Source organism: Lysinibacillus sp. GW823-FHT02G10, assembly GCF_058797135.1.
Window position 1 is genome coordinate 864,708 of the sequence record NZ_JBXAJI010000001.1, and the last position, 19,759, is coordinate 884,466.

Below are 19,759 nucleotides of genomic sequence, written 5' to 3' on the forward strand. Positions count from 1 at the left end.
TAATAGGTCGTAAAAGACACTATCAGGAATATCCTGCAAATATTGAAATGATAGGTGGAAAACAATGAATTATCGAGTTTTATTATATTACCATTACACGAAGATTGAAGACCCAGAGACGTTTTCAGCAACGCACTTAGAAATGTGTAAAGAAATCGGTTTAAAAGGTCGTATTTTAGTAGCCAATGAGGGCATTAACGGGACTGTTTCGGGGACGATTGAGCAAACAGAGCAATATATGGCAAACATGCAAGCAGACCCATTATTCGAAGGCATTGTCTTTAAAATTGATGCGGCAGAAGGACATGCATTCAAAAAAATGCACGTTCGCCCACGTCCTGAGTTAGTCAACTTAGGCTTAGAAGAAGACGTCAACCCACATGAATTAACAGGTCGCTACCTGTCACCAGAACAATTCCTTGCTGAAATGCAAGATGAAAATACAGTAGTATTAGATGTGCGTAACACGTATGAATACGATGTCGGCCATTTTCGTGGCGCGATTCGACCAGAGGTAAAAAATTTCCGTGATACACCAGAATGGGTCCGTGCAAACCGTGAGCTATTCGAAGGGAAAAATGTTTTAACATATTGCACGGGTGGTATTCGTTGTGAGAAGTTTTCGGGTTGGATGAAACGTGAAGGCTTTGGCAATGTCGGTCAATTACATGGTGGTGTAGCAACATATGGAAAAGATCCTGTGGCGAAAGGTCAATTATGGGATGGGCAAATGTACGTTTTCGATGAGCGTTTAACGGTGCCAATCAATCAAGTAGAGCATGTGATTGTCGGTCGTGATCACTATGACGGTGAACCTTGTGAACGCTACATTAACTGTGCAAATCCTGAATGTAACAAGCAAATCATCGCATCTGAAGAAAATGAAGCAAAGCATTTAGGTGGCTGTACAATCGAATGTACAAAGCATGCGCGCAATCGCTACATCGTGCGTCACAATTTAACAGAAGAGCAAGTAGCTCAAGCAATTGAGGCGTTAATTTAAACAAACAAAGCGTTATTAAATATCTTTCATAACCTACTTTATAGAGGTTCTTCAAACACTCAATGTAAGTGTTCAAACTATCCATTTCAACAGTGGACTAGTCTGCTCGCTTATATAGGGTGTTTTTTCTTTTGTAAGGAAAATGTAAATGACTCCATCATTGGTGGAAGGGCGGAAGAATCTGATGCTGTTTAAAGTAAATGTTCAGAGGGTATTCAACAAAATGTAACAGTGTAAGCACACAAAGTGTTTGTCACTAATTAATCAAAATAGGAGATGATAGCTGATGGGAAACCCACATCTAACCGATCCACGTAAAAAATTTCATACCGAAAAATTCCCAAATCAGGAACAGAACACGCCAGCGCTACAGCATGGAATGATCCCCAAACCTGACTGCGGAGAAGAATCATATAAAGGATACAATCGTTTAGAAGGGCGCAATGCCTTAATTACAGGAGGCGATTCTGGGATTGGCCGTGCTGCCGCTATTGCCTATGCACGTGAAGGAGCCAATGTAGCCATACAATTCTTCCCTGGTGAAGAGGAAGATGCCAACGTCGTTAAAGAATTAATTGAAAAAGCAGGAAGAAAAGCATTACTGCTACCGTATGACTTGCGAGAAGACGGCACAGCGACAGAGATTGTTACAAAAACCGTAGAAGCCTTTGGCGGATTGGACATTCTTGTATTAAATGCTGCGCAACAGATCGCACAGCCATCCCTAAGTGACTTAACAATTAAACAAGTGCAAGACACTTTCAAAGTAAACATCATCAGCATGTTCGAGACCGTAAAAGCTGCTGAAGAACATTTGGAACCAGGAAGTGCAATTATCACCACCACATCGGTTCAATCTTTCGATCCATCCTCATCTTTAATGGATTATGCCGCGACAAAAGGTGCAATAAGCAACTTTATGGTATCCCTATCCTCGTACTTTGCTTCTAAAGGTGTCCGTGTCAATGGTGTTGCACCTGGCCCGATTTGGACGCCGCTTCAGCTAGATAACGGGAAATTAGAAGGAGAAATACCTGAGTTTGGTCAAAATACTCCTCTCGGCCGTGCGGGACAGCCAGTAGAGCTTGCACCCGTTTATGTTCTTCTGGCCTCGGATGAAGGAAGTTATATCACGGGTCAGATTTATGGAGTGACAGGTGGTAAGCCGATAGACTTATAAACTTACTAAAACCACTCTCGACATTAGTGATGTTCTACTGATTATGGTAGATAAACAGCTTAAGATGGATAATGAAAACGAATTAAATGATATGCCCCCTATAAGTTAGTAGTTTGTCTCTAACTTAAGGGGGCATCTGCTTTTCAATCACCAATTGGAATCCTCGTTTATAAGTAGGAGCGCTTAGCTGGCCATGAACCTTGTAGTTTACGAAGTTGAACAATTTGTCCTGTATGGTAAGCGTCGTGCAAAAGGATATTTAGATATTGTTGCCAAACTGGAAGAGCGGGACTAGGTTGATCTAATGCCTCTTCTTGCAAGGATGCTAATGAAGATTGTAGGGCATCATGTACGTGAAGGGTTCGATTCACTGTTTCTTGCCAAGCATCTTCATCATGAGCACCGCCTTGGACAAACGTTTCATCATTATTTTGTGGAGCAACAAATGTCTCATCTTTATGTAAGCGAGAAAGTAAGCGCTCTTTAAAGATTAATAAATGGTTTACATTTTCCCATATCGTATTAGCGGCATTTCCTTCTGGTTGCCAACTAGCTTGCGCAGCAGTGAGATTCTTTAATGCTTCTGATAACGGTGGGTACCATTCCTCTTCGTAAAAAACCTGATTGACTCCATTTTGCAAGAGCTCTTTTTTACTCATTTGGATAACCTCCTTTTTGTAACGCTCAAAACATTCCTTACTATTAATTTATCAAATTTTCCGAAAATAGTACATAGTAATAGAATTTTGTTGTTCTTTACTCGACATTGCCATTTCATCTAACTAAAAATCAAATTGTAAAGTTTGCTTGACATACGTAGTGATGTAAAGTAAACTTTACTTAACATTAAATGTATAGTTTGCTTTACATTTATAAAGGAGGCATTATGAAAAACAGAATTCGAGAATTACGAAAATTGAACAAGATTACGCAGGAAGAGTTGTCGAAACAAGTTGGCGTTTCACGGCAATCAATCATTGCTATTGAATCAGGCAAATTCAATCCATCCTTAGAGCTTGCCTACAACATATCCAAAGCGTTCAATAGCACAATTGAAGAAGTGTTTATATTTGAAGAGGGGAGAATGAATGATGGAGATTAATATCTGGGGTATGATTGGATTGTATGGGGGAGTGATTGGTGGACTCCTTGGATGGTGGTTCGGGCGACAGAAAGCTAGAAAAAACAGAGGTTTAGACGAGCTGTACTATCATATTTGGCAAAAGGCGAGATCCTATTCATGGTATGTGACATTAGGAGCGCTGTATGTTTTCTTTACGTTACTCAGTTTTGGGATTGAATTAAGCACTGCCATGGTTTTAGGTATCCTTTTATTAACACACGTAGCGAGTTGGGGAATCATCGGAATTATGATGACCATCAATATGTCCAGCGCAGCCCCGTTACAGCCCTCGCGTGTGAAGGTGGGCCTATTCGTCTTCATGACGTCCATTATTGTATTCACGATCATCTCGATCCTGACGACAAACTGGCTGTTTTTATTATTTAGCATTCCACCTAATTTAATTGCACTTTTTACTGCACTTATTCCGAAGCGAAAAGATTCCGAGGTAACCTACTAAACTTCATACGAATATCGTACCGTTTTTTCCCCTATAGATATGGTGGTCTATGGGGGTGTTTTTTATAATGACAATAAAAACAGCTAAATGAAAAAATGGTAGTGGAAGAACACTATTTGACTAACATTGTTAAAATAAGTAAAATGATAGTTGTTACAAAATTTGGGAGGTGTTTACTTGCATACAAACTATGTTCTATATAATATTGTTCCTTTCGGATTTTTAGTGTTGTTGGTCTATATTTTTATAGATGTATTTCTTGATTACTTTAGAAAAGAAATCAAGAGTAATCAAAGACGTGTTACTTTATACAGCTTTCTCTTCTATTTACTATGTTTACTTCAAATTAAAGTAGGGGGAATAACACTTTTACCTCTAAATCCAGCAGACAAGAGTAGACGTTTTATTACAGCTAATGATTGGTTTGGAATTTTTGATAGTATCCACTTCAATATGTATTTGTGGAGCTATTCATCTATAGTTTATCATTTTTTATTATTACTTCCTTTAGGGATATTTTTATGCGTTCTTTTCCATTTTAAAAATATAAATAAAGCCATTTTTCTAGTGATATTGTGTTGTTTAGGTACAGAGCTTTTACGTCTACTATTAGGGTCGTTTAGTTTAGTTCCTAGGAACATTAGTTCTATAGATGCTATCTACTTGTTATGTAATATACTTGGTGGAATAATTGGTATATTAATAGTGAAAATATTTACGCATATACAAATGAAGCGAAAAGATAAAGTTTATAATGGTAGTTTTAATTGAATAATAGTTTTCGGCAATTGGGCGCGTTTATTTATAAACGTGTCTTTTTCTTTTAAAGGTCGATATTGTTGAATAATACAGTTATTTGAAACCTTTCCTACAATTTACCGTTAAGTATTGTTAAACGGTAATACAAATAGAAAGAGGGATTCGTTATGATTGGTTGGCTTAATATTGGCAGTCTCTTACTAGGAATAATCGCTTGGATACTTCCGGTTATTTATCTAATGGGAAATAAAAAACATGAACATTCTAATTGGGGCATCCTTGCCGTTCTCAGCATCAGTGCCTGCGCTATTTCAATTAGTTTTCAGATGTTTTATAATTATCATTTAGTAAAAATTGAGGATTGGACGGCACTCATGGACACGACACGTGCAGTCGTGATAGCCACAGCAGTTCTTCTCATTTTTACATTGCTATTAAATGGCCTTACTTTTATTGTATATCAAAAGAACAAAAAGTAAGATATTCGTTGCCTGTTCGTATGATTGAAATATATTTTTGGTTTTCAGAGAGTGTAATGAAGAGAATGGTAATTTTTGGGACTTTTACAATCGGGCGCTTTATTTAGCGAAAATCTACTCTTTCTCGTGAGATGGCTAGAACAAAGGCTATGAAAAAAATAGTATCAATTATTTTTACGAACAGAAAGCTACCGGTTGATGAGAGGTGCATGTAAAACGAGTGAGAATTCATCTTGGAGCTATGTACCGAAAGGATTATTCTAAGTAGGCTACGCCGGTAAGCACCCGTAATCATGTTCGAGAGTATCGTCAAATGACCGTACTTCTTAAGGTAAGTAATGTGAATTGCTTATAAATAAGGTGGTAACACAAGTTGAATCGTCCTTTTGGTTAATCCAAAAGGGCGTTTTTTTTATTCCTTTTTTGAACAAGTATTTGAAAATCTAAACGTATGAGGAGTAAGCATTATGAAAGATAATCATCAAGATTCACAACTAAAGCGGGAATTAAGTACGCGTCACATGCAATTAATTGCACTTGGCGGATCCATTGGGTCGGTTTATTTTATGACTCTAGTTCAACCACTCAAATGGCAGAGCAGGCAAAGTGAGGAATAGGCTCTAAAGTAGCGGTTAAAACATGAAAAGTAGCGGATACAACGTGAAAAGTGATGGATAGAGCAGGCAAAGTGAGGGATAGGTTCTAAAGTAGCGGTTAAAACATGAAAAGTAGCGGATACAACGTGAAAAGTGATGGATAGAGCAGGCAAAGTGAGGGATAGGTTCTAAAAAGGCGGTTAAAACATGAAAAGTAGCGGATACAACGTGAAAAGTGATGGATAGAGTAGGCAAAGTGAGGGATAGGCTCTGAAGTAGTGGTTAAAACATGAAAAGTAGCGGATACAACGTGAAAAGTGATGGATAGAGCAGCCAAAGTGAGGGATAGGGCCATCTATTTTGCTCCTTTTCATTTAAGGGTCATATTGTTGAGTAAAGCAATACATCTTACATTTGCGTGTCTATCTTAACATTGGGTCCAATTGTTGAATAACATTCTTTTAAGTAAAGTTTTCAAACAAAGCTTCTGGCACTTTAAGTTTCAGCATTTTAATACATGATATACTAAAACGCACTTGAATTAACACAAGGTATATTGTTATCTTTGTAGAATCTAATTATTATAATAAATTGCGCTGAAATTCAATTATATAAAGGGAGTGTAAAGGTGGACCTACTACTTTGGGTAACTATTGGTTTCATAATAATTGGATTTGTTGTGCTCGCTTCTATGAAAAAAGGTATGGAAAGTAAGGTCGCTTTTATAAAGTTGAATATGGAAGAAGAGGAAAATTCATCAAAAGCAAGATCTGTAGTTTGGTGGATATGGAGTACCACTGCTTGGGGGATAGTAAGTCTGTTTCTTGTTGTTTGGTGTGTCCATCATTACTTTGGGTAACTTTTTGGCTTCAAATGGGTAAAAACAGATACTGCACATTTCTAAATGAAATATTGTAGCAAAATATATTAAAAGCAAAGGGTGGGCATTTTGAAGATAATCGAGACGGAACGATTATACCTTAGAGCGTTAAAAATGGACGATCATCATGAATTATCAAAAGTGCTTTCCGACCCCGAATCTATGCAATATTACCCTCATCCCTTTAATCAAGAAGAGGTTAAAAATTGGATCAGATGGAATGAGAAAAATTATAAGCAATATAATCACGGACTATGGGCAGTTGTTTTAAAAGAAGGAGATCTATTTATCGGTGATTGTGGAATAACCATGCAGAACATTGACGGTGTATGGTTACCTGAAATCGGTTTTCACATTATTAAAGCGTATTGGAATAAGGGGTATGCGACAGAAGCGGCATCTGCTTGTAAGGAATATGCATGGAATGTTCTGGGCTATTCTGAAATATTTTCATACACGACCTTAAAAAATATCCCATCCCAAAAAGTTGCGGAAAAAATCGGGATGAAAAATTATAAGATTTTTGAGAAGAATGGTGAACAACAAATCGTTCAAGTTGCCTACAAAAGTTTATGAATAGTTAGTAACTCATTTTTTATTCCAGAAAAGGGCGCGTTAATATAGGAACGTGTCTTTTTCTTTTAAAGAGGTGAATAGCATTCTTTTTGGGAATTAGATATTTATTTTATAGAAGGAATGTTATAAGGGGGATTGAATGAAGAAATATATAAAAGGTTTAGTGCCTTGCATTTATTTGATGTTGTCGTTCTTTGTACTATCTGGCTGCAATGCTCAAAAAAGTGGTAATACTTATTATTTATTATTGATGGGTGAAAGTGAAAGCTGGAATCTAACTGGGTATGAGATTGTTATAACACCAGAAGACTTTAAAGCAGGATTTGGGACCTTAAAAATGAAAAACGTCAATACGTATATGACAGATTTCTTCCACTTTGAAACGCATGTGGTTATCGAGAGTGATGATTCAGTAGTTCATACTGATTCAGTTACTGGTGAGACGAATATAGCAGAATATACAACTGGTGCTATTGCAGGGCCATACATCAATAAAAATGGTGACTTTATTACACTGAAAGATATACATGAGATTTATGTGGTCGTTGAATGGTGGGATACTAGTAAGAACGAAAGTATAAAAGAAAGAGTAGATTTATTTAACAAATCGAAAAAAGAACAGTCCTTCTTGAACGAACTATAGGTAAAGTTGAATAATGATCTTCTGGGACGCTTATCTAAAATAATAGGAAAGCGTCTTTCTTCATGAAAAGGGCCATTATCAGTAAGCCCATCTAATACATAGGTACTGTTGCATCATCTAGAAGTGCATTGCATACTACTGCAATCTTGATAAAAAGGCTACTCTAAAATATTTCCAGGAGATTGAACAATTTTTTAGAAAACGAGCGTCTAAGTAGTAGGATTGAAACGAGGTGAGCTGTTGTTGGAACAAATCGTAGAACAATATGGTGAATATTTGTATCATCTTAGCTATTTATATATGAAGGATTTTCAGCTTGCAGAGGAGATTACACAGGACGTACTCATGAAGTACTTATTACATAAAGACGATTTTAGAAAAGATGCTTCATTGAAAACGTATTTAACCCGTATCGCTATTAATTGCTGTCACGATGAACTACGTAAACAAAAGAGAAAATCATTTATTTCAAAGCTTTTACCACTAGGTAGAACTGAACCCTCCGTAGAGCAAACATATATAGCAACTGAAGATTTTGCAACTTTAAAGCAAATTGTCTTTGCATTACCACTTCATTATAGGGAAGTCATTGTACTGTTTTATTATGAAGAATTTGATGTTTCTGAAATTGCTAGTTTATTAAACGTCTCACAAAACACCGTTCGTACAAGGATTCGTCGAGCGAGAGAATTGTTGAAAACAAATCCGGAACTGGAGGCAATATTTTATGAAGGAGTTTAAAGACAAGCTAAAAGAAGAATTGCGACAAGATGCCCCATTTACAAACGACATCAAGCAACGTATATTGCAAAAGAAACCCATAAAAAGAAAGTTTAACTGGCAGGTTGTCACCGTATCTATTGCAGCTTGTTTCATTATTGGGTTAATGCTATTCGTTGAGTTTTCTCAAAAGAATAACCTACAAACCGCAAGTCAGCAAAATGAGCTACTACCGATTGTCGATGATGTTTCTTCGTTAGACATCATTCAACCGAAATATGCCCATCTACTTGGAAAACAATGGATGCTGCATTTTTTACCCATGATTATCGATAAGGAAGCCCCCATTACGTATGGAGATTATATTGCTTTTTATGGAACGGATGGGCTTGTCGTTTCAACTGTATTAGGATTAGGGAATGATCATGTAACAATGAAGCAAGGGCAAATTTTAGTAGAGGATACCCCATTAAAAGTACATGGATTAAATGAGCAAATAAAAAAAGAGGAAATTAATGACCCATTTAAGAATCCTTACTTTTTTCATAATTATGGAACAAGACCAGCGCCATTCAATGACAGATCGATTTCTGCGAAAGAAAAAGAAATGGTTGTTTATGACAGTGACGAAGGCCATACGATTATGAAAATTAGTGAGGGGCAATTAGTCGGTAAGGTCGTAGGCTTCCAAAATTTTGAGCTAACATTTGAATTGACTGAACAGGAGCAGCAAGTTTTTGATGCCTTTAAAGCGGATTATAATATTGAAAAGTTAAAAAATATGACACCCCAAGCGATTACTAAAATGTTTTTATTGAGTGATATTGAAAAAGATTATGAAACATATGAAGCATTGTTTACAACAAATAAGAACGAAGAAACAGAAAGTGTTCGAAGATATTATGAGAAAACGAAAATCGTACGTCAGGAGTTGTTTACAAAGGAAATAAATCGCCTTATTATTGCAAACCTCTTTGCTGGGCTAGAACATGCGGAGTTTGAGCAACAAACAGATACAACAGGTGTTGTAAAATTTATTTCACTTGAAGGACCAACAGAGCTAGGTATGGAGAAAAATGCCCAAGGAATTTGGCAGCCAGCCTTTAGTAGGGGAATTTATTAGGTTTTTAGAAAGGACATCAATTCTAATTTTCATCAGTATCTTAATCTAACAATCGGACGCGTTTATTTATTTCGAAACGCGTCTTCTTTTATAGGTCATGTAGATTGAATAAAGAGCAGGATAGTTTAACGATATAGGTGGATTTTTATGGTAAAATATTTAGTGGAATGTATTTTTGGGGAGAATAGTGAGTTTTAAGAAAAGGAGTGTTCAAAGTTGAAAAAAGTGTTCTCAGGAATTTTTCTTGGGTTGATTCTAATCATGACTTCGTCACCGGCATATGCAGCCGATTTTCAAATAAAAGTTGACGGTGTTACAATTGCATCTGATGTAAATCCAGAAGTTAAAAGTAATCGGACAATGGTTCCTTTACGTGTAATTAGTGAAAATTTAGGGGTAAATGTTGTATGGACGGATGCCCAAATCACCCTTACTAAAAACGATATACAGGTAACACTAAAACTTAATCGTAATCAAGTGGTGAAAAACGGTAAAACAGAACTGCTTGATGTAGAGCCATATATGAAGAATAATCGTACTTTTGTTCCGATGCGTTTTCTTGCCGAAACATTTGGCAGCAATATCACTTACAAAAACGGTACAGTAACGGTTGAGACACAGCCTCTCTTTATTGATGGTATAAAAGTAAAAGCATTGCAATACGAATATCATATGACATTAGGCGGAGTCGTACAGCAAATCAATGGGAATGGTTATAACGAAGCTATTTATAATACTTTTATAAAAAATAATGGAAATAAAATCGAAGCACCTACTTATAATCCTTGGAATTCTCATCCCATTCCAGTAGGAGACTATGATAAAAATGCGCAATTTGATTTTTTAGACCAAGACTCGAACAGTATCAAACGGTTTGATATTTATTTTTCCACGGGGGACTTGGGCGGAGTTTTGGTGCATGATACTACTGCAAATCATTGGTATGTCTACAGTGATACCGCAAGACTGGGAATACTTCAATTAATTGATACAGCCTCGTTGAACGGCTTTGTGACAGTTATGAGTAATACAGTTCCATAAGGTGAATGATAGTGTTTTACTATTGTTTTAACGGACTTACTTTAATAAGGAGTAGAGCCTTTTTCTACTTAAACAACATTGCAACTTTGTTTGTACCATTACGCAGGTTTATATTTTCATGTTGTCAGAAGAAATGAGGTAATTTATTTGGATGAATGGAAGAAAGTTGTACTTAGTTTACTCGAAATCATTGTAATTCTATCGATTGGTTTACTTTTCACAACTTATATTTTAAGACCTATATACGAGAATTTTGGAATTCAATTTACAGGTGACGTATGGGTAAACTGGTTTGGATTATCGTATATTTTATTCGTCTTATACTCGTTGATTGTCGGTATTTTTATTTTTCAGGAAAGTAATATCTTTAAACAGCGACGTACATCAGTACTCTTTTGGCTCATTTTTATTGGTTCAAATTATGTAGTTTTTATTCCTTTTATAAAAGGTGAAAATCCATTCTAAGACTTCTATATAGTACATTATTTCAACAATCCCAAAATCTATTACCGACACAAAGTAGGATAAAAATCAAAAACTGCATCCATTTAGATGCAGTTTTATTTTTTTCTAATCAGTGTTTCACCAAGTGGGATTCCAACCACAACAACCAAAACAGTTAAAATTAACAGTGCTCTAAAAATAAAATATGCAGCTTCATCAAACATTGTATCCCTCCTTCTTTTTTACAATACCTACCTCTTACTCCGAAAAAATTATGGTTGTGTTTTAATAATATAGTTTACGCAAGGTACGTATGCAGTTTTTAAAAAATTTGTGCTCTTCAGACATTTCTTTAGTAAGGTCATTTTAATCCATTAGAAAATGCAAGAATACAACCCTGTATTGATGCTATACAAGATCTTCAATCGTTATTTGCTAAAGAATGAGCTAAAGGTTAATAATCCTTTACCCGAGATAATAAATAGTAAACGATACATAAGTAAATTTAATGGGGGTTATGATGATGAGGGTAGCGAAGAAAATAGCCAAGATAGCAGGAATCCTTCTAGTTATACTGACTTTGTTTATGGGGGTTGGATACGCTATTCTTGTGATTAATCCGTTAGGAAATAAACCAGGCAAGCCAGTTGCGGATATTGAAGACAAGGTGGAGATTTGGGGAGAAGAAGTGGCAGGTAATCATTCGGGAAGTAAGCTTGACGATATGAATATTAAGGGCAATCCTAACAGACTTTTGGCGACATTCAAATTTTCCACTGGCATTGTGGGAGAAGACTATAAAGACAATGAAGCGGCTATTGATACCTTTACCTATGTCCATGAAATTGAAGGGGGCTATGAAAAATCAACCTATGAAGATGAGCCCTATCTGATTCCTTATACGGTAGCGAACAGTGACAGTGCCGTCATTATTATGCCAGGTGGTGGTTATGGCTTTAAGGAAATGGATGGAGGAACAGCGGAAGGAAAGGAAGTAGCTGCATCATTAAATAAAGCAGGTATTAATGCATTCGTTCTCCACTATCGTTCCAATCCCTATGAGTGGCCTATTCCACAGCTAGATGTTCAGCGTGCCGTCCGATTTCTACGTTATCATGCCAATGATTATGGTCTCCATCCAGATCGAATTGGTTTAATAGGTTTTAGTGCTGGAGGCTATCAAACGGGTAGCTTTATTAACCTTATTCAGGGAGAAAATCTGTTTCCTGCTAGTTATCAGCCTGATGCCATTGATGCTGTTGATGATCAAGTAGCATCTGCTGCTATGATTTACCCTGCATTGACGTATCGCTATAATGTGCCCATGCTCTTTGCTTCTTTTAATGATGAAGATGTCAGAAATCCAGAAAAACGTGAAGAGCTCTTGCAGCAGACAGATTTATCTACGCATTTCAGAACAGCTCATATACCTCAGTTTATAGCTTATGGGACAAAGGATTTAGCAATCGAGGTAAAAGGTCCACAGGAGTATATCCAATCTGCACGAAACGCAGACGCGGATGTGACTGTGATAGTAGCAGAGGACCAGAATCATGGCTTTAAGCAGGAATACTATATGCGAGCGTATCTTGAATGGGTAAAGAAAATTTTTGCTACTTTATAATTTGCTTAAGAGGTCAAAGATTTTAGTAAGTGCTATTTTATATGGTTTAAAGTAAAATAGTAGTAAGGTATTTCACCATCAACTCAACTAATCTGATTAGTTGAGTTTTATGTTTTTATAGAAAAGCTACTAAAATATTGTAAAGAAGATGTGATGATTAATGGGGAAAATTGCTATATTAGCAGAGAAACCATCTCAAGCAAGAGCATATGCAGACGCCTTTAAAGTGAAGCAAAAAGAGAAAACCTTTATTGAACTGGAACCCTGTGCTACTTTTCCTCATGGTGCAGTTATTACCTGGGCGGTTGGTCATCTTGTTGAATTAAAGGAGCCGAAAGAATATCAAAAGGAATGGGAGAAGTGGTCGCTTGCTTCATTACCGATCATTCCGCAAAAATTTGAAGATAAAGTGGTCTCTAAAATGTATCCACAATTCAATGCAGTCAAAAAAATCTTTAGTGATCCCCAAGTAACAATGATTTATAACTGCTGTGATAGTGAACGTGAGGGTTCAAATATCTTCTACTCCCTTTTGAAAATGACAAAAGTAAATAAGCCAGTTAAACGATTATGGATCAATTCATTAGAAGTAGAGGAAATCCGAAAAGGTTTTAATCATATGCAAGGTAATGAGCGTGATTTGCTTATGTACCAAGAAGCTAAAACGCGTCAAATTAGCGATTGGCTAGTAGGTATGAACTGTAGTCGCCTCTATACGCTACTGTTGCAGAAAAAGGGCTTCAAGGGCAGTATCTCCATCGGACGAGTACAATCGCCAACCGTCTATTTAATTTATAAAAGACAGCAGGAAATTGAACAGTTCCAGCCTGAAAAATTTTATGAAATCGAAGGGGTATTTAAAGCTCAACATGGTGTATATAAAGGGAAGGCGAAGCTAAAGACAAAAGAGCGGGCTGAGGCAGTGCAGTTATTGCAACAGCATGGGATTGAACCGAATGATACAGGCCTCATTACAAGTGTCACGAACAAAACGAAGCGGATGGCACCACCTAAACTACATGCGCTATCTACTTTACAAGCGGCTGCCAATAAACGTTGGAAATACAGTCCATCACATGTGTTGAAACTTACGCAATCACTTTATGAGAAAAAGCTCGTTTCTTACCCACGTACCGATTCACAGCTCATTACACATAATGAGTTTGCTTATTTAAATGAATCATTAGGAAACTATCAGCAGCTTGTGGGAAAAGCATTTCAGCCAATCAATAGAGGGAAGAACAAGCGCTATGTCGACAGTGCCAATGTTGGGGAGCACTATGCGATAATTCCAACGAAAAAAATACCGACCGCCAAAGCGTTGCAATCCATGAATGCTGATGAACGAAATATTTATTTTGAAATCCTCAATACGACACTCGCTATGTTTCATCAGGATTATGAATACGATGAAAAAACGATTATCACGAATGTCAAAAATGTAGAGTTTAAAACAGTAGGGAAAACAGAGCTTGTCAAAGGCTGGAAAGAATTATTTTCAAATGAGACAGAGGTGCAGGCGCGTGAGGAGTCTTTACCTGTTGTCTTCCAAGATGAGCTGGTACAAAGTAAGATTGCTATTTTAGAAGGCACGACAACACCTCCGAAGCCCTATACAGAAGGTCAACTCATTACGATGATGAAAACCTGTGGTAAATCGGTTGAGGATGAAGAGGAAATCGAGGTGCTGAAATCGATTGAAGGGATTGGGACGGAAGCAACTCGAAGTGGCATTATCGAGACGATTAAGAAGCATGGATTTATTGAAGTACGAAAAAATATCGTGAGCATTACACCGAAAGGACAGCTTTTATGTCAGGCAATTGAAGGAACATTACTGTCAAGTCCTTCCATGACGGCCAAATGGGAAATTTACTTACATAAAATTGGCCATGGGGAAGGCTCTGCCAAGCATTTTATTGAGAGCATAGGCAAGTTTATTCATCAACTAATAGCAGAGGTGCCTAAACAGTTAGAGTCACTGACAATTGAAACAGAGCAGTTTAAACCAGCCGTGGTCAAAGATATTGCCATGTGCCCAGCATGCAAGGAAGGGAAAATAGGCTTGCGTAAAAGCTTTTACGGATGTTCGAATTATAAAAATGGTTGTAAGCAAACGTTCCCACAAAGGCTATTAGGAAAAAAACTAACGGAAAAAAACATCCATGATTTATGTAAGAGTGGGAAAACTGCTATGATGAAAGGCTTTAAATCAAAGAATGGCAAACAATTTAATGCAGCCCTACGTTTGGTAGAAGGAAAAATTGAATTTGAATTTAAAGAAAAGTAAATGCTGATAGTTTCAAAGGACTTCCAACATGAAAGTAGGATAGTGTGTTTGTATAGGACATGCTATCCTATTTTTAAGTAAATCAGTCACCTAAAAGGAGCGATGTAATGACGACTATAAAAGAAATTGGCAGCTTATGTCTGACAGATAGTGATGGATACATTATTAATCATGCAGATTGGAATAAAATCAACCCTATTTTTCTTGCTGTCATCAACGATGTGGTTCATACCTATCGCACCCTTCTCCAAGATGACTTACATAGCATTTATATAAGGGGATCGATTCCAAAGGGTATAGGTATTGAAGGAGTAGCTGACTTAGACACAATAGCGGTTACGAAGCATAAGCCTAAAAAACAGCAGGTAAAGCGGATAAAAGAAGTAGAGCAAGCGTTAACTCAAAACCATGATTGTGTAGATGGGATTGAGCTAAGTGTATTCGGCAAAGAAGATATTTTAAATACGACATCTTTTTCAATCATTAGTTTCATCCTCCAAACCCATAGTATATGTGTCTTTGGAGAGGATTTAATACCTCGATTACCAAGATATAAAGCGAACGAGGCTTTAGCGAATGACCACCTTATTCATTTGCAGGGGCAAATAAAAAATGCCTGTGATGATCTTCAAGATAATTCGGATAGAGAGGATATTAAAGATTGTTGTAAGTGGATTATGAAAATTATAGTAAGAGCAGGACTTGCACTTGTCATAACGAAGGAAAACACCTATACAAGGGATTTATACCCCGCCTACAAACGGTTCTCAGAATATTTCCCTGACAAGGAAAGCGACATGAGAAGGGCACTTGAATATGCAATAACACCCATATTCGATACGAACGTTTTGTTATTGTTTTTAAATGAATTTGGAACGTGGATGGTCAGTGAAGCGGATAAATGGTTACAATTCTATAACCCTACTAGAGAATTAAACATGAAAATCGTATAACTTTCGAGACAAATAGAGAAAGGTAATCACATTTGCGTTGTGATTACCTTTTGTTGTTGATTGAAATTTGGTGTTCTGCTTTATCTTTCAAAAGGGTTGTCAATATAAGGGCCTTTAATGGTAATACGCATTAACTGGGTCGCCATAAATTTGGGGGTATAGGGCATATCATTTTCTAACCACCAGACGATTACTTCAAGAAAGGCGGCTGCATAAAAACGGACGGCCATTTCGCGCGGCACGGTCAGCTTTTGGTCGTCAGGCTCCATCATTTGAATGCCGCTCGAGACAAAATTGATAATAATGTCTTTAAGACCATCGGAGAAATAAGGGATATTTTTTTCTGTGAGATAGACCTTGTATAGCTTACTATTCAGCGCTATTTGTTCAAATAAATGCATAAATGTCTCATGTGGCTGGTCATAATTTGGTAATAAATCAAAATCCTTCTTCTCTTCGAAGGGTGGATGAATACTACTTACAAGCTCATGCAAGGCTTCTTCTGAGCTTTGATAGAGAAGGTCTAATTTATCACGGTAGTGTAAATAAAAAGTGGCACGATTTAATGTAGCCCGTTGTGTAATATCTTGTACCGTAATCTTTTCATAGCCTTGTTCATCAATTAATGCCACTAGTGCATCTCTTAATAATTGGCGCGTTCTGATGACGCGAGGGTCCATTTTTTTCGACATTTTGAAGCTCCTTGTATTAAATTTTCTATTTAAACAACAGTCCGATTGCAAGTGTTGTGAAAGCATCATTATGGGCTTTGGTGTTGTTTGCCCTTTTTCAATTGCGCGTTATAATTATATTAACGACACCGTGTCGATAATACAACTAGTTGTTAACGTGTTCACGAATTGTTCATTTATATAGAAGAAAGGGAGTTTTATGATGGGTCGTTTAAATGGGAAAGTAGCAATTATTACAGGAGCAGCAATGGGAATGGGCGCTTCTGAGGCAAAACTATTTGCACAAGAAGGCGCAAAGGTCATTGCAACAGATGTACAAATCGAGCCCTTGAATAATTTAGTAAAAGAAATTAAAGAAAATGGTGGGGACATTATTGGTCTTCAACATAATGTTACTTCTGAGGATGAGTGGAAAGCAGTGATTGCCGAGGCTGTAAAGGCATATGGCAAAGTGGATATCCTCGTCAACAATGCGGGCGTTTCATCACCTAAAACAATTGCCAACATGGAAATGGCTGAATGGAATAAAATTATGGATATTAACCTGAATGGTTGTATCATTGGCATGAAATATGTGATTCCTGAAATGCAAAAAGCTGGCGGTGGTTCAATTATCAATATTTCTTCGATCGGTGGAATCGTGGGAATGGCTGGTACAAGCCCTTATACAGCAGCAAAAGGAGCGCTTCGTGTGCTTTCTAAATCGGCTGCGATTGAATATGGTAAAGATAAAATTCGTGTGAATTCTGTTCATCCAGGCATTATTGTAACACCAATGACAGCGCCTACGATGGAAGAGGGCGGTGCATTGCCATACTATCAAGCTTACACGCAATTACCATACTTCGGTGAACCTGAAGATGTAGCTTATGGCGTAGTGTTCTTAGCGTCAGACGAATCCCGCTTTATGACAGGCGCAGAGCTCGTAATCGATGGCGGCTGGACAGCCATTTAATCCAATAGCAAAATCAAAACTAGGCATCACTCGACGTGAGCCTAGTTTTTTATATCCACAGTCACTCCATAAAGGCCTCAGGAACGAGCGAAAAACCTCATAAATAAAAGAAAAAGCCTTGCTGAAGGAATCCTTGATACATACAAAAATAGCACAGACATAGTGGATATTTGTGCATATCATAAATGGAGTAAGCGTTTTCTTCATTTATATAGAAGAAAGTCAAAACCGAAAATTTCACGATTATGTGAACGTCACGAAAAAAAATTCACAAAAACCTTAACTATTTCATGTGAAATCCGTATAATAAATCAAACAGTACGAAAATTGTCCATATTTCTCGAAAAATTGCGTGAATTTTTTAAATTGTATTGACGTAGGAAACGATAATTTGTACACTGTGTACAGTCAATTGTTTTGTGGAGGAATACAATTAATTTGAAAAAGTTAGGATTTGATAGATATGATCGTGTGTAAATTTGGTGGAACATCTGTAGCAAGTGCAGAACAAATACAAAAAGTAGCAAACATTGTAAAATCTAATCCGGCGCGTAAGATTGTTGCCGTTTCAGCACCAGGGAAACGTTCTGGTGACGATATAAAAGTAACTGACCTATTAATACAATTAGCAAATGCAGCGTTACTACAAGAGAATACAGAGGAAAAATTGCAAACTGTTGTGGATCGTTTTAGAGCGATTGCTGATGGTTTGGGGCTAGATAATGCCATTTGTGACGTAATCGCAGAAGATTTACGTGAACGTGTAAAAGGTGACAAAACAAATGTGGAATTATTCATCGATAGTATTAAAGCAGCAGGTGAAGATAATAACGCCAAGCTTATTGCAGCTTACTTTAATGCCATTGGTATGCCCGCACGCTATGTCAGTCCTAAAGAAGGTTTAGTGGTCAATGATTTACCAGAAAGAACCTTTGCATTACCTGAAGCGTATGCTAATTTAGCCCCTTTAAAAGACACAAAAGAAATTATTGTGTTCCCAGGGTTCTTCGGTTACACTAAAGCGGGCGTATTGCGAACATTTGACCGCGGTGGCTCTGATATTACAGGCTCTATTTTAGCAGCAGCCGTTGAAGCGGAGCTGTATGAAAACTTTACGGATGTGGATTGTGTGTTCTCCGCGAATCCGAAAGTCGTCAACGATCCAGTGGAAATTAAAGAAATTACGTATCGCGAAATGCGCGAATTATCATATGCAGGCTTTTCAGTGTTCCATGATGAAGCGTTAATGCCTGTCTACAAGATTGGGGTGCCCGTTAACATAAAAAATACAAATAATCCATCAGCCCCAGGTACACGTATTGTACCAAGCCGTCCTGCAACAGGTCGTCCAGTTACAGGTATTTCGGCAGACAGTGGCTTTTCAACTTTATATGTCTCTAAATATTTGATGAATCGTGAGGTAGGCTTTGGACGTAAGCTACTCCAAATTTTAGAAGATGAAAATATTTCTTATGAACACACACCATCTGGTTTAGACGATATTTCTGTCATCATGCGTTCGAATCAACTAACACCAGAAAATGAAGCACGCATTCTTAGTCGTGTGAAAGAAGAGCTACATGCAGAGTATGTAGAAATGCGTCACGGTTTTTCCATGATCGTGATTGTGGGCGAAGGGATGCGTCATAACACAGGATTAGCTGCCCGTGCTGCCACAGCGATTTCAAAAACTGGCGCAAATATTGAAATGATCAATCAAGGTTCTTCTGAAGTGAGCCTCGTGTTTGGTGTCCTTCAGGAATATGAAAACCGCATTTTACAAGCGTTATATGAAGAGTTTTTTGCCCATGCAAAAGCATAATGACACAATCGTCACTAATCCAAGTGTTTCTTGCTTGGATTAGTGTTTTCTTTTTGCCAAGAATACGGTAAAATCGAGGGCGTACATAGTTGGGAGGGTTATTCGTGAAGAATTTAACAATTGGTATGCTTTTTTCAATCATCGGGATACTTTTTGTCTGTTTAACGATTATGGATATTTTACCGTCATCGACAAAAACAATGAAAATTGTTTACATAGGCATTGGGTGGGTCTTTATTATCGTCGGCTCTGTCATCCGCTTTAAGAATCTCAAACAAAAGCAGCAATAACACTTTGAAAATGGAATTGTGACAATAGCCAAAGTTATGATACAATTTCAAAGAAAATAAATAATTTGAGTATTATGAAGTTGTTATTCTGTACAAATGTTCAGAA

The 19,759-nt window shown here is 37.2% G+C and carries 22 protein-coding genes; 20 read left to right on the plus strand and 2 right to left on the minus strand.

Annotated elements, in window-relative coordinates; all coding sequences use genetic code 11:
- Nucleotides 1–64 precede the first annotated feature (64 nt).
- Both trhO and AC1RFD_RS04375 read left to right on the plus strand, forming a co-directional pair.
- Nucleotides 65–1,003: an oxygen-dependent tRNA uridine(34) hydroxylase TrhO gene (gene trhO / locus AC1RFD_RS04370; protein WP_054548782.1), complete on the plus strand. Its 939-nt coding sequence runs from the start codon at nucleotides 65–67 to the stop codon at nucleotides 1,001–1,003.
- A 286-nt stretch (nucleotides 1,004–1,289) separates the two neighbouring features.
- Nucleotides 1,290–2,183 (plus strand): SDR family oxidoreductase, encoded by an 894-nt coding sequence (locus AC1RFD_RS04375; protein WP_054548781.1) that lies wholly within the window; start codon nucleotides 1,290–1,292, stop codon nucleotides 2,181–2,183.
- A 167-nt stretch (nucleotides 2,184–2,350) separates the two neighbouring features.
- Here AC1RFD_RS04375 and AC1RFD_RS04380 read toward each other — a convergent pair whose 3' ends face one another.
- Nucleotides 2,351–2,842, minus strand: coding sequence for a DinB family protein (locus tag AC1RFD_RS04380; protein ID WP_048390596.1), 492 nt, complete (start codon nucleotides 2,840–2,842; stop codon nucleotides 2,351–2,353).
- A 227-nt stretch (nucleotides 2,843–3,069) separates the two neighbouring features.
- Here AC1RFD_RS04380 and AC1RFD_RS04385 point away from each other — a divergent pair, with 227 nt between their 5' ends.
- From AC1RFD_RS04385 to AC1RFD_RS04455, 15 genes are all read left to right on the plus strand, one after another.
- Nucleotides 3,070–3,285, plus strand: coding sequence for a helix-turn-helix transcriptional regulator (locus tag AC1RFD_RS04385; RefSeq protein WP_054548780.1), 216 nt, complete (start codon nucleotides 3,070–3,072; stop codon nucleotides 3,283–3,285).
- Complete coding sequence (locus tag AC1RFD_RS04390; RefSeq protein ID WP_250783399.1) at nucleotides 3,272–3,766, plus strand: hypothetical protein; 495 nt, start codon at nucleotides 3,272–3,274, stop codon at nucleotides 3,764–3,766. The genes AC1RFD_RS04385 and AC1RFD_RS04390 overlap by 14 nt, the downstream gene beginning before the upstream one ends.
- 177 nt (nucleotides 3,767–3,943) lie before the next feature.
- The gene (locus tag AC1RFD_RS04395; protein ID WP_054548779.1) at nucleotides 3,944–4,537 is read left to right on the plus strand and encodes a VanZ family protein; all 594 of its coding nucleotides are present in this window, start codon (nucleotides 3,944–3,946) and stop codon (nucleotides 4,535–4,537) included.
- 155 nt (nucleotides 4,538–4,692) lie between these two features.
- Nucleotides 4,693–5,004 (plus strand): hypothetical protein, encoded by a 312-nt coding sequence (locus AC1RFD_RS04400; RefSeq protein WP_054548778.1) that lies wholly within the window; start codon nucleotides 4,693–4,695, stop codon nucleotides 5,002–5,004.
- A gap of 467 nt (nucleotides 5,005–5,471) precedes the next feature.
- Nucleotides 5,472–5,621 (plus strand): hypothetical protein, encoded by a 150-nt coding sequence (locus AC1RFD_RS04405; protein ID WP_196333027.1) that lies wholly within the window; start codon nucleotides 5,472–5,474, stop codon nucleotides 5,619–5,621.
- Nucleotides 5,622–6,228: 607 nt separating this feature from the next.
- Nucleotides 6,229–6,459 (plus strand): hypothetical protein, encoded by a 231-nt coding sequence (locus AC1RFD_RS04410; protein WP_054548777.1) that lies wholly within the window; start codon nucleotides 6,229–6,231, stop codon nucleotides 6,457–6,459.
- 90 nt (nucleotides 6,460–6,549) lie between these two features.
- Entirely contained in the window at nucleotides 6,550–7,056 is a 507-nt protein-coding gene (locus AC1RFD_RS04415) for a GNAT family N-acetyltransferase (RefSeq protein ID WP_081010929.1), read from the plus strand.
- Between the two features lie 139 nt (nucleotides 7,057–7,195).
- Nucleotides 7,196–7,699: a hypothetical protein gene (locus AC1RFD_RS04420; RefSeq protein WP_131519913.1), complete on the plus strand. Its 504-nt coding sequence runs from the start codon at nucleotides 7,196–7,198 to the stop codon at nucleotides 7,697–7,699.
- Between the two features lie 243 nt (nucleotides 7,700–7,942).
- A complete protein-coding gene (locus AC1RFD_RS04425) occupies nucleotides 7,943–8,440 on the plus strand; it encodes an RNA polymerase sigma factor (protein WP_492474541.1) in 498 nt (165 codons plus the stop codon).
- Complete coding sequence (locus AC1RFD_RS04430; RefSeq protein ID WP_492474542.1) at nucleotides 8,427–9,542, plus strand: hypothetical protein; 1,116 nt, start codon at nucleotides 8,427–8,429, stop codon at nucleotides 9,540–9,542. The genes AC1RFD_RS04425 and AC1RFD_RS04430 overlap by 14 nt, the downstream gene beginning before the upstream one ends.
- Before the next feature lie 216 nt (nucleotides 9,543–9,758).
- On the plus strand, nucleotides 9,759–10,583 hold the full coding sequence (locus tag AC1RFD_RS04435) for a copper amine oxidase N-terminal domain-containing protein (RefSeq protein WP_281216582.1): 825 nt from the start codon (nucleotides 9,759–9,761) through the stop codon (nucleotides 10,581–10,583).
- Between the two features lie 147 nt (nucleotides 10,584–10,730).
- Complete coding sequence (locus tag AC1RFD_RS04440) at nucleotides 10,731–11,048, plus strand: hypothetical protein (RefSeq protein ID WP_054548773.1); 318 nt, start codon at nucleotides 10,731–10,733, stop codon at nucleotides 11,046–11,048.
- Between the two features lie 502 nt (nucleotides 11,049–11,550).
- Entirely contained in the window at nucleotides 11,551–12,651 is a 1,101-nt protein-coding gene (locus AC1RFD_RS04445; protein WP_492474543.1) for an alpha/beta hydrolase, read from the plus strand.
- 160 nt (nucleotides 12,652–12,811) lie between these two features.
- Nucleotides 12,812–14,941, plus strand: coding sequence for a type IA DNA topoisomerase (locus tag AC1RFD_RS04450; RefSeq protein WP_492474544.1), 2,130 nt, complete (start codon nucleotides 12,812–12,814; stop codon nucleotides 14,939–14,941).
- Nucleotides 14,942–15,048: 107 nt separating this feature from the next.
- Nucleotides 15,049–15,894, plus strand: a complete 846-nt coding sequence (locus AC1RFD_RS04455; RefSeq protein WP_492474545.1) for a nucleotidyltransferase — start codon at nucleotides 15,049–15,051, stop codon at nucleotides 15,892–15,894.
- Nucleotides 15,895–15,974: 80 nt separating this feature from the next.
- Here the strand turns inward: AC1RFD_RS04455 and AC1RFD_RS04460 are convergent, their stop codons facing one another.
- On the minus strand, nucleotides 15,975–16,586 hold the full coding sequence (locus tag AC1RFD_RS04460; protein WP_009371039.1) for a TetR/AcrR family transcriptional regulator: 612 nt from the start codon (nucleotides 16,584–16,586) through the stop codon (nucleotides 15,975–15,977).
- 202 nt (nucleotides 16,587–16,788) lie between these two features.
- Between AC1RFD_RS04460 and AC1RFD_RS04465 the strand changes: the two genes are divergently transcribed.
- From AC1RFD_RS04465 to AC1RFD_RS04475, 3 genes are all read left to right on the plus strand, one after another.
- Nucleotides 16,789–17,541: a glucose 1-dehydrogenase gene (locus AC1RFD_RS04465; RefSeq protein WP_004228793.1), complete on the plus strand. Its 753-nt coding sequence runs from the start codon at nucleotides 16,789–16,791 to the stop codon at nucleotides 17,539–17,541.
- 463 nt (nucleotides 17,542–18,004) lie between these two features.
- Nucleotides 18,005–19,363 (plus strand): aspartate kinase, encoded by a 1,359-nt coding sequence (locus tag AC1RFD_RS04470; RefSeq protein ID WP_492474546.1) that lies wholly within the window; start codon nucleotides 18,005–18,007, stop codon nucleotides 19,361–19,363.
- 104 nt (nucleotides 19,364–19,467) lie between these two features.
- Nucleotides 19,468–19,653: a hypothetical protein gene (locus tag AC1RFD_RS04475; RefSeq protein WP_048390624.1), complete on the plus strand. Its 186-nt coding sequence runs from the start codon at nucleotides 19,468–19,470 to the stop codon at nucleotides 19,651–19,653.
- Nucleotides 19,654–19,759: the final 106 nt, after the last annotated feature.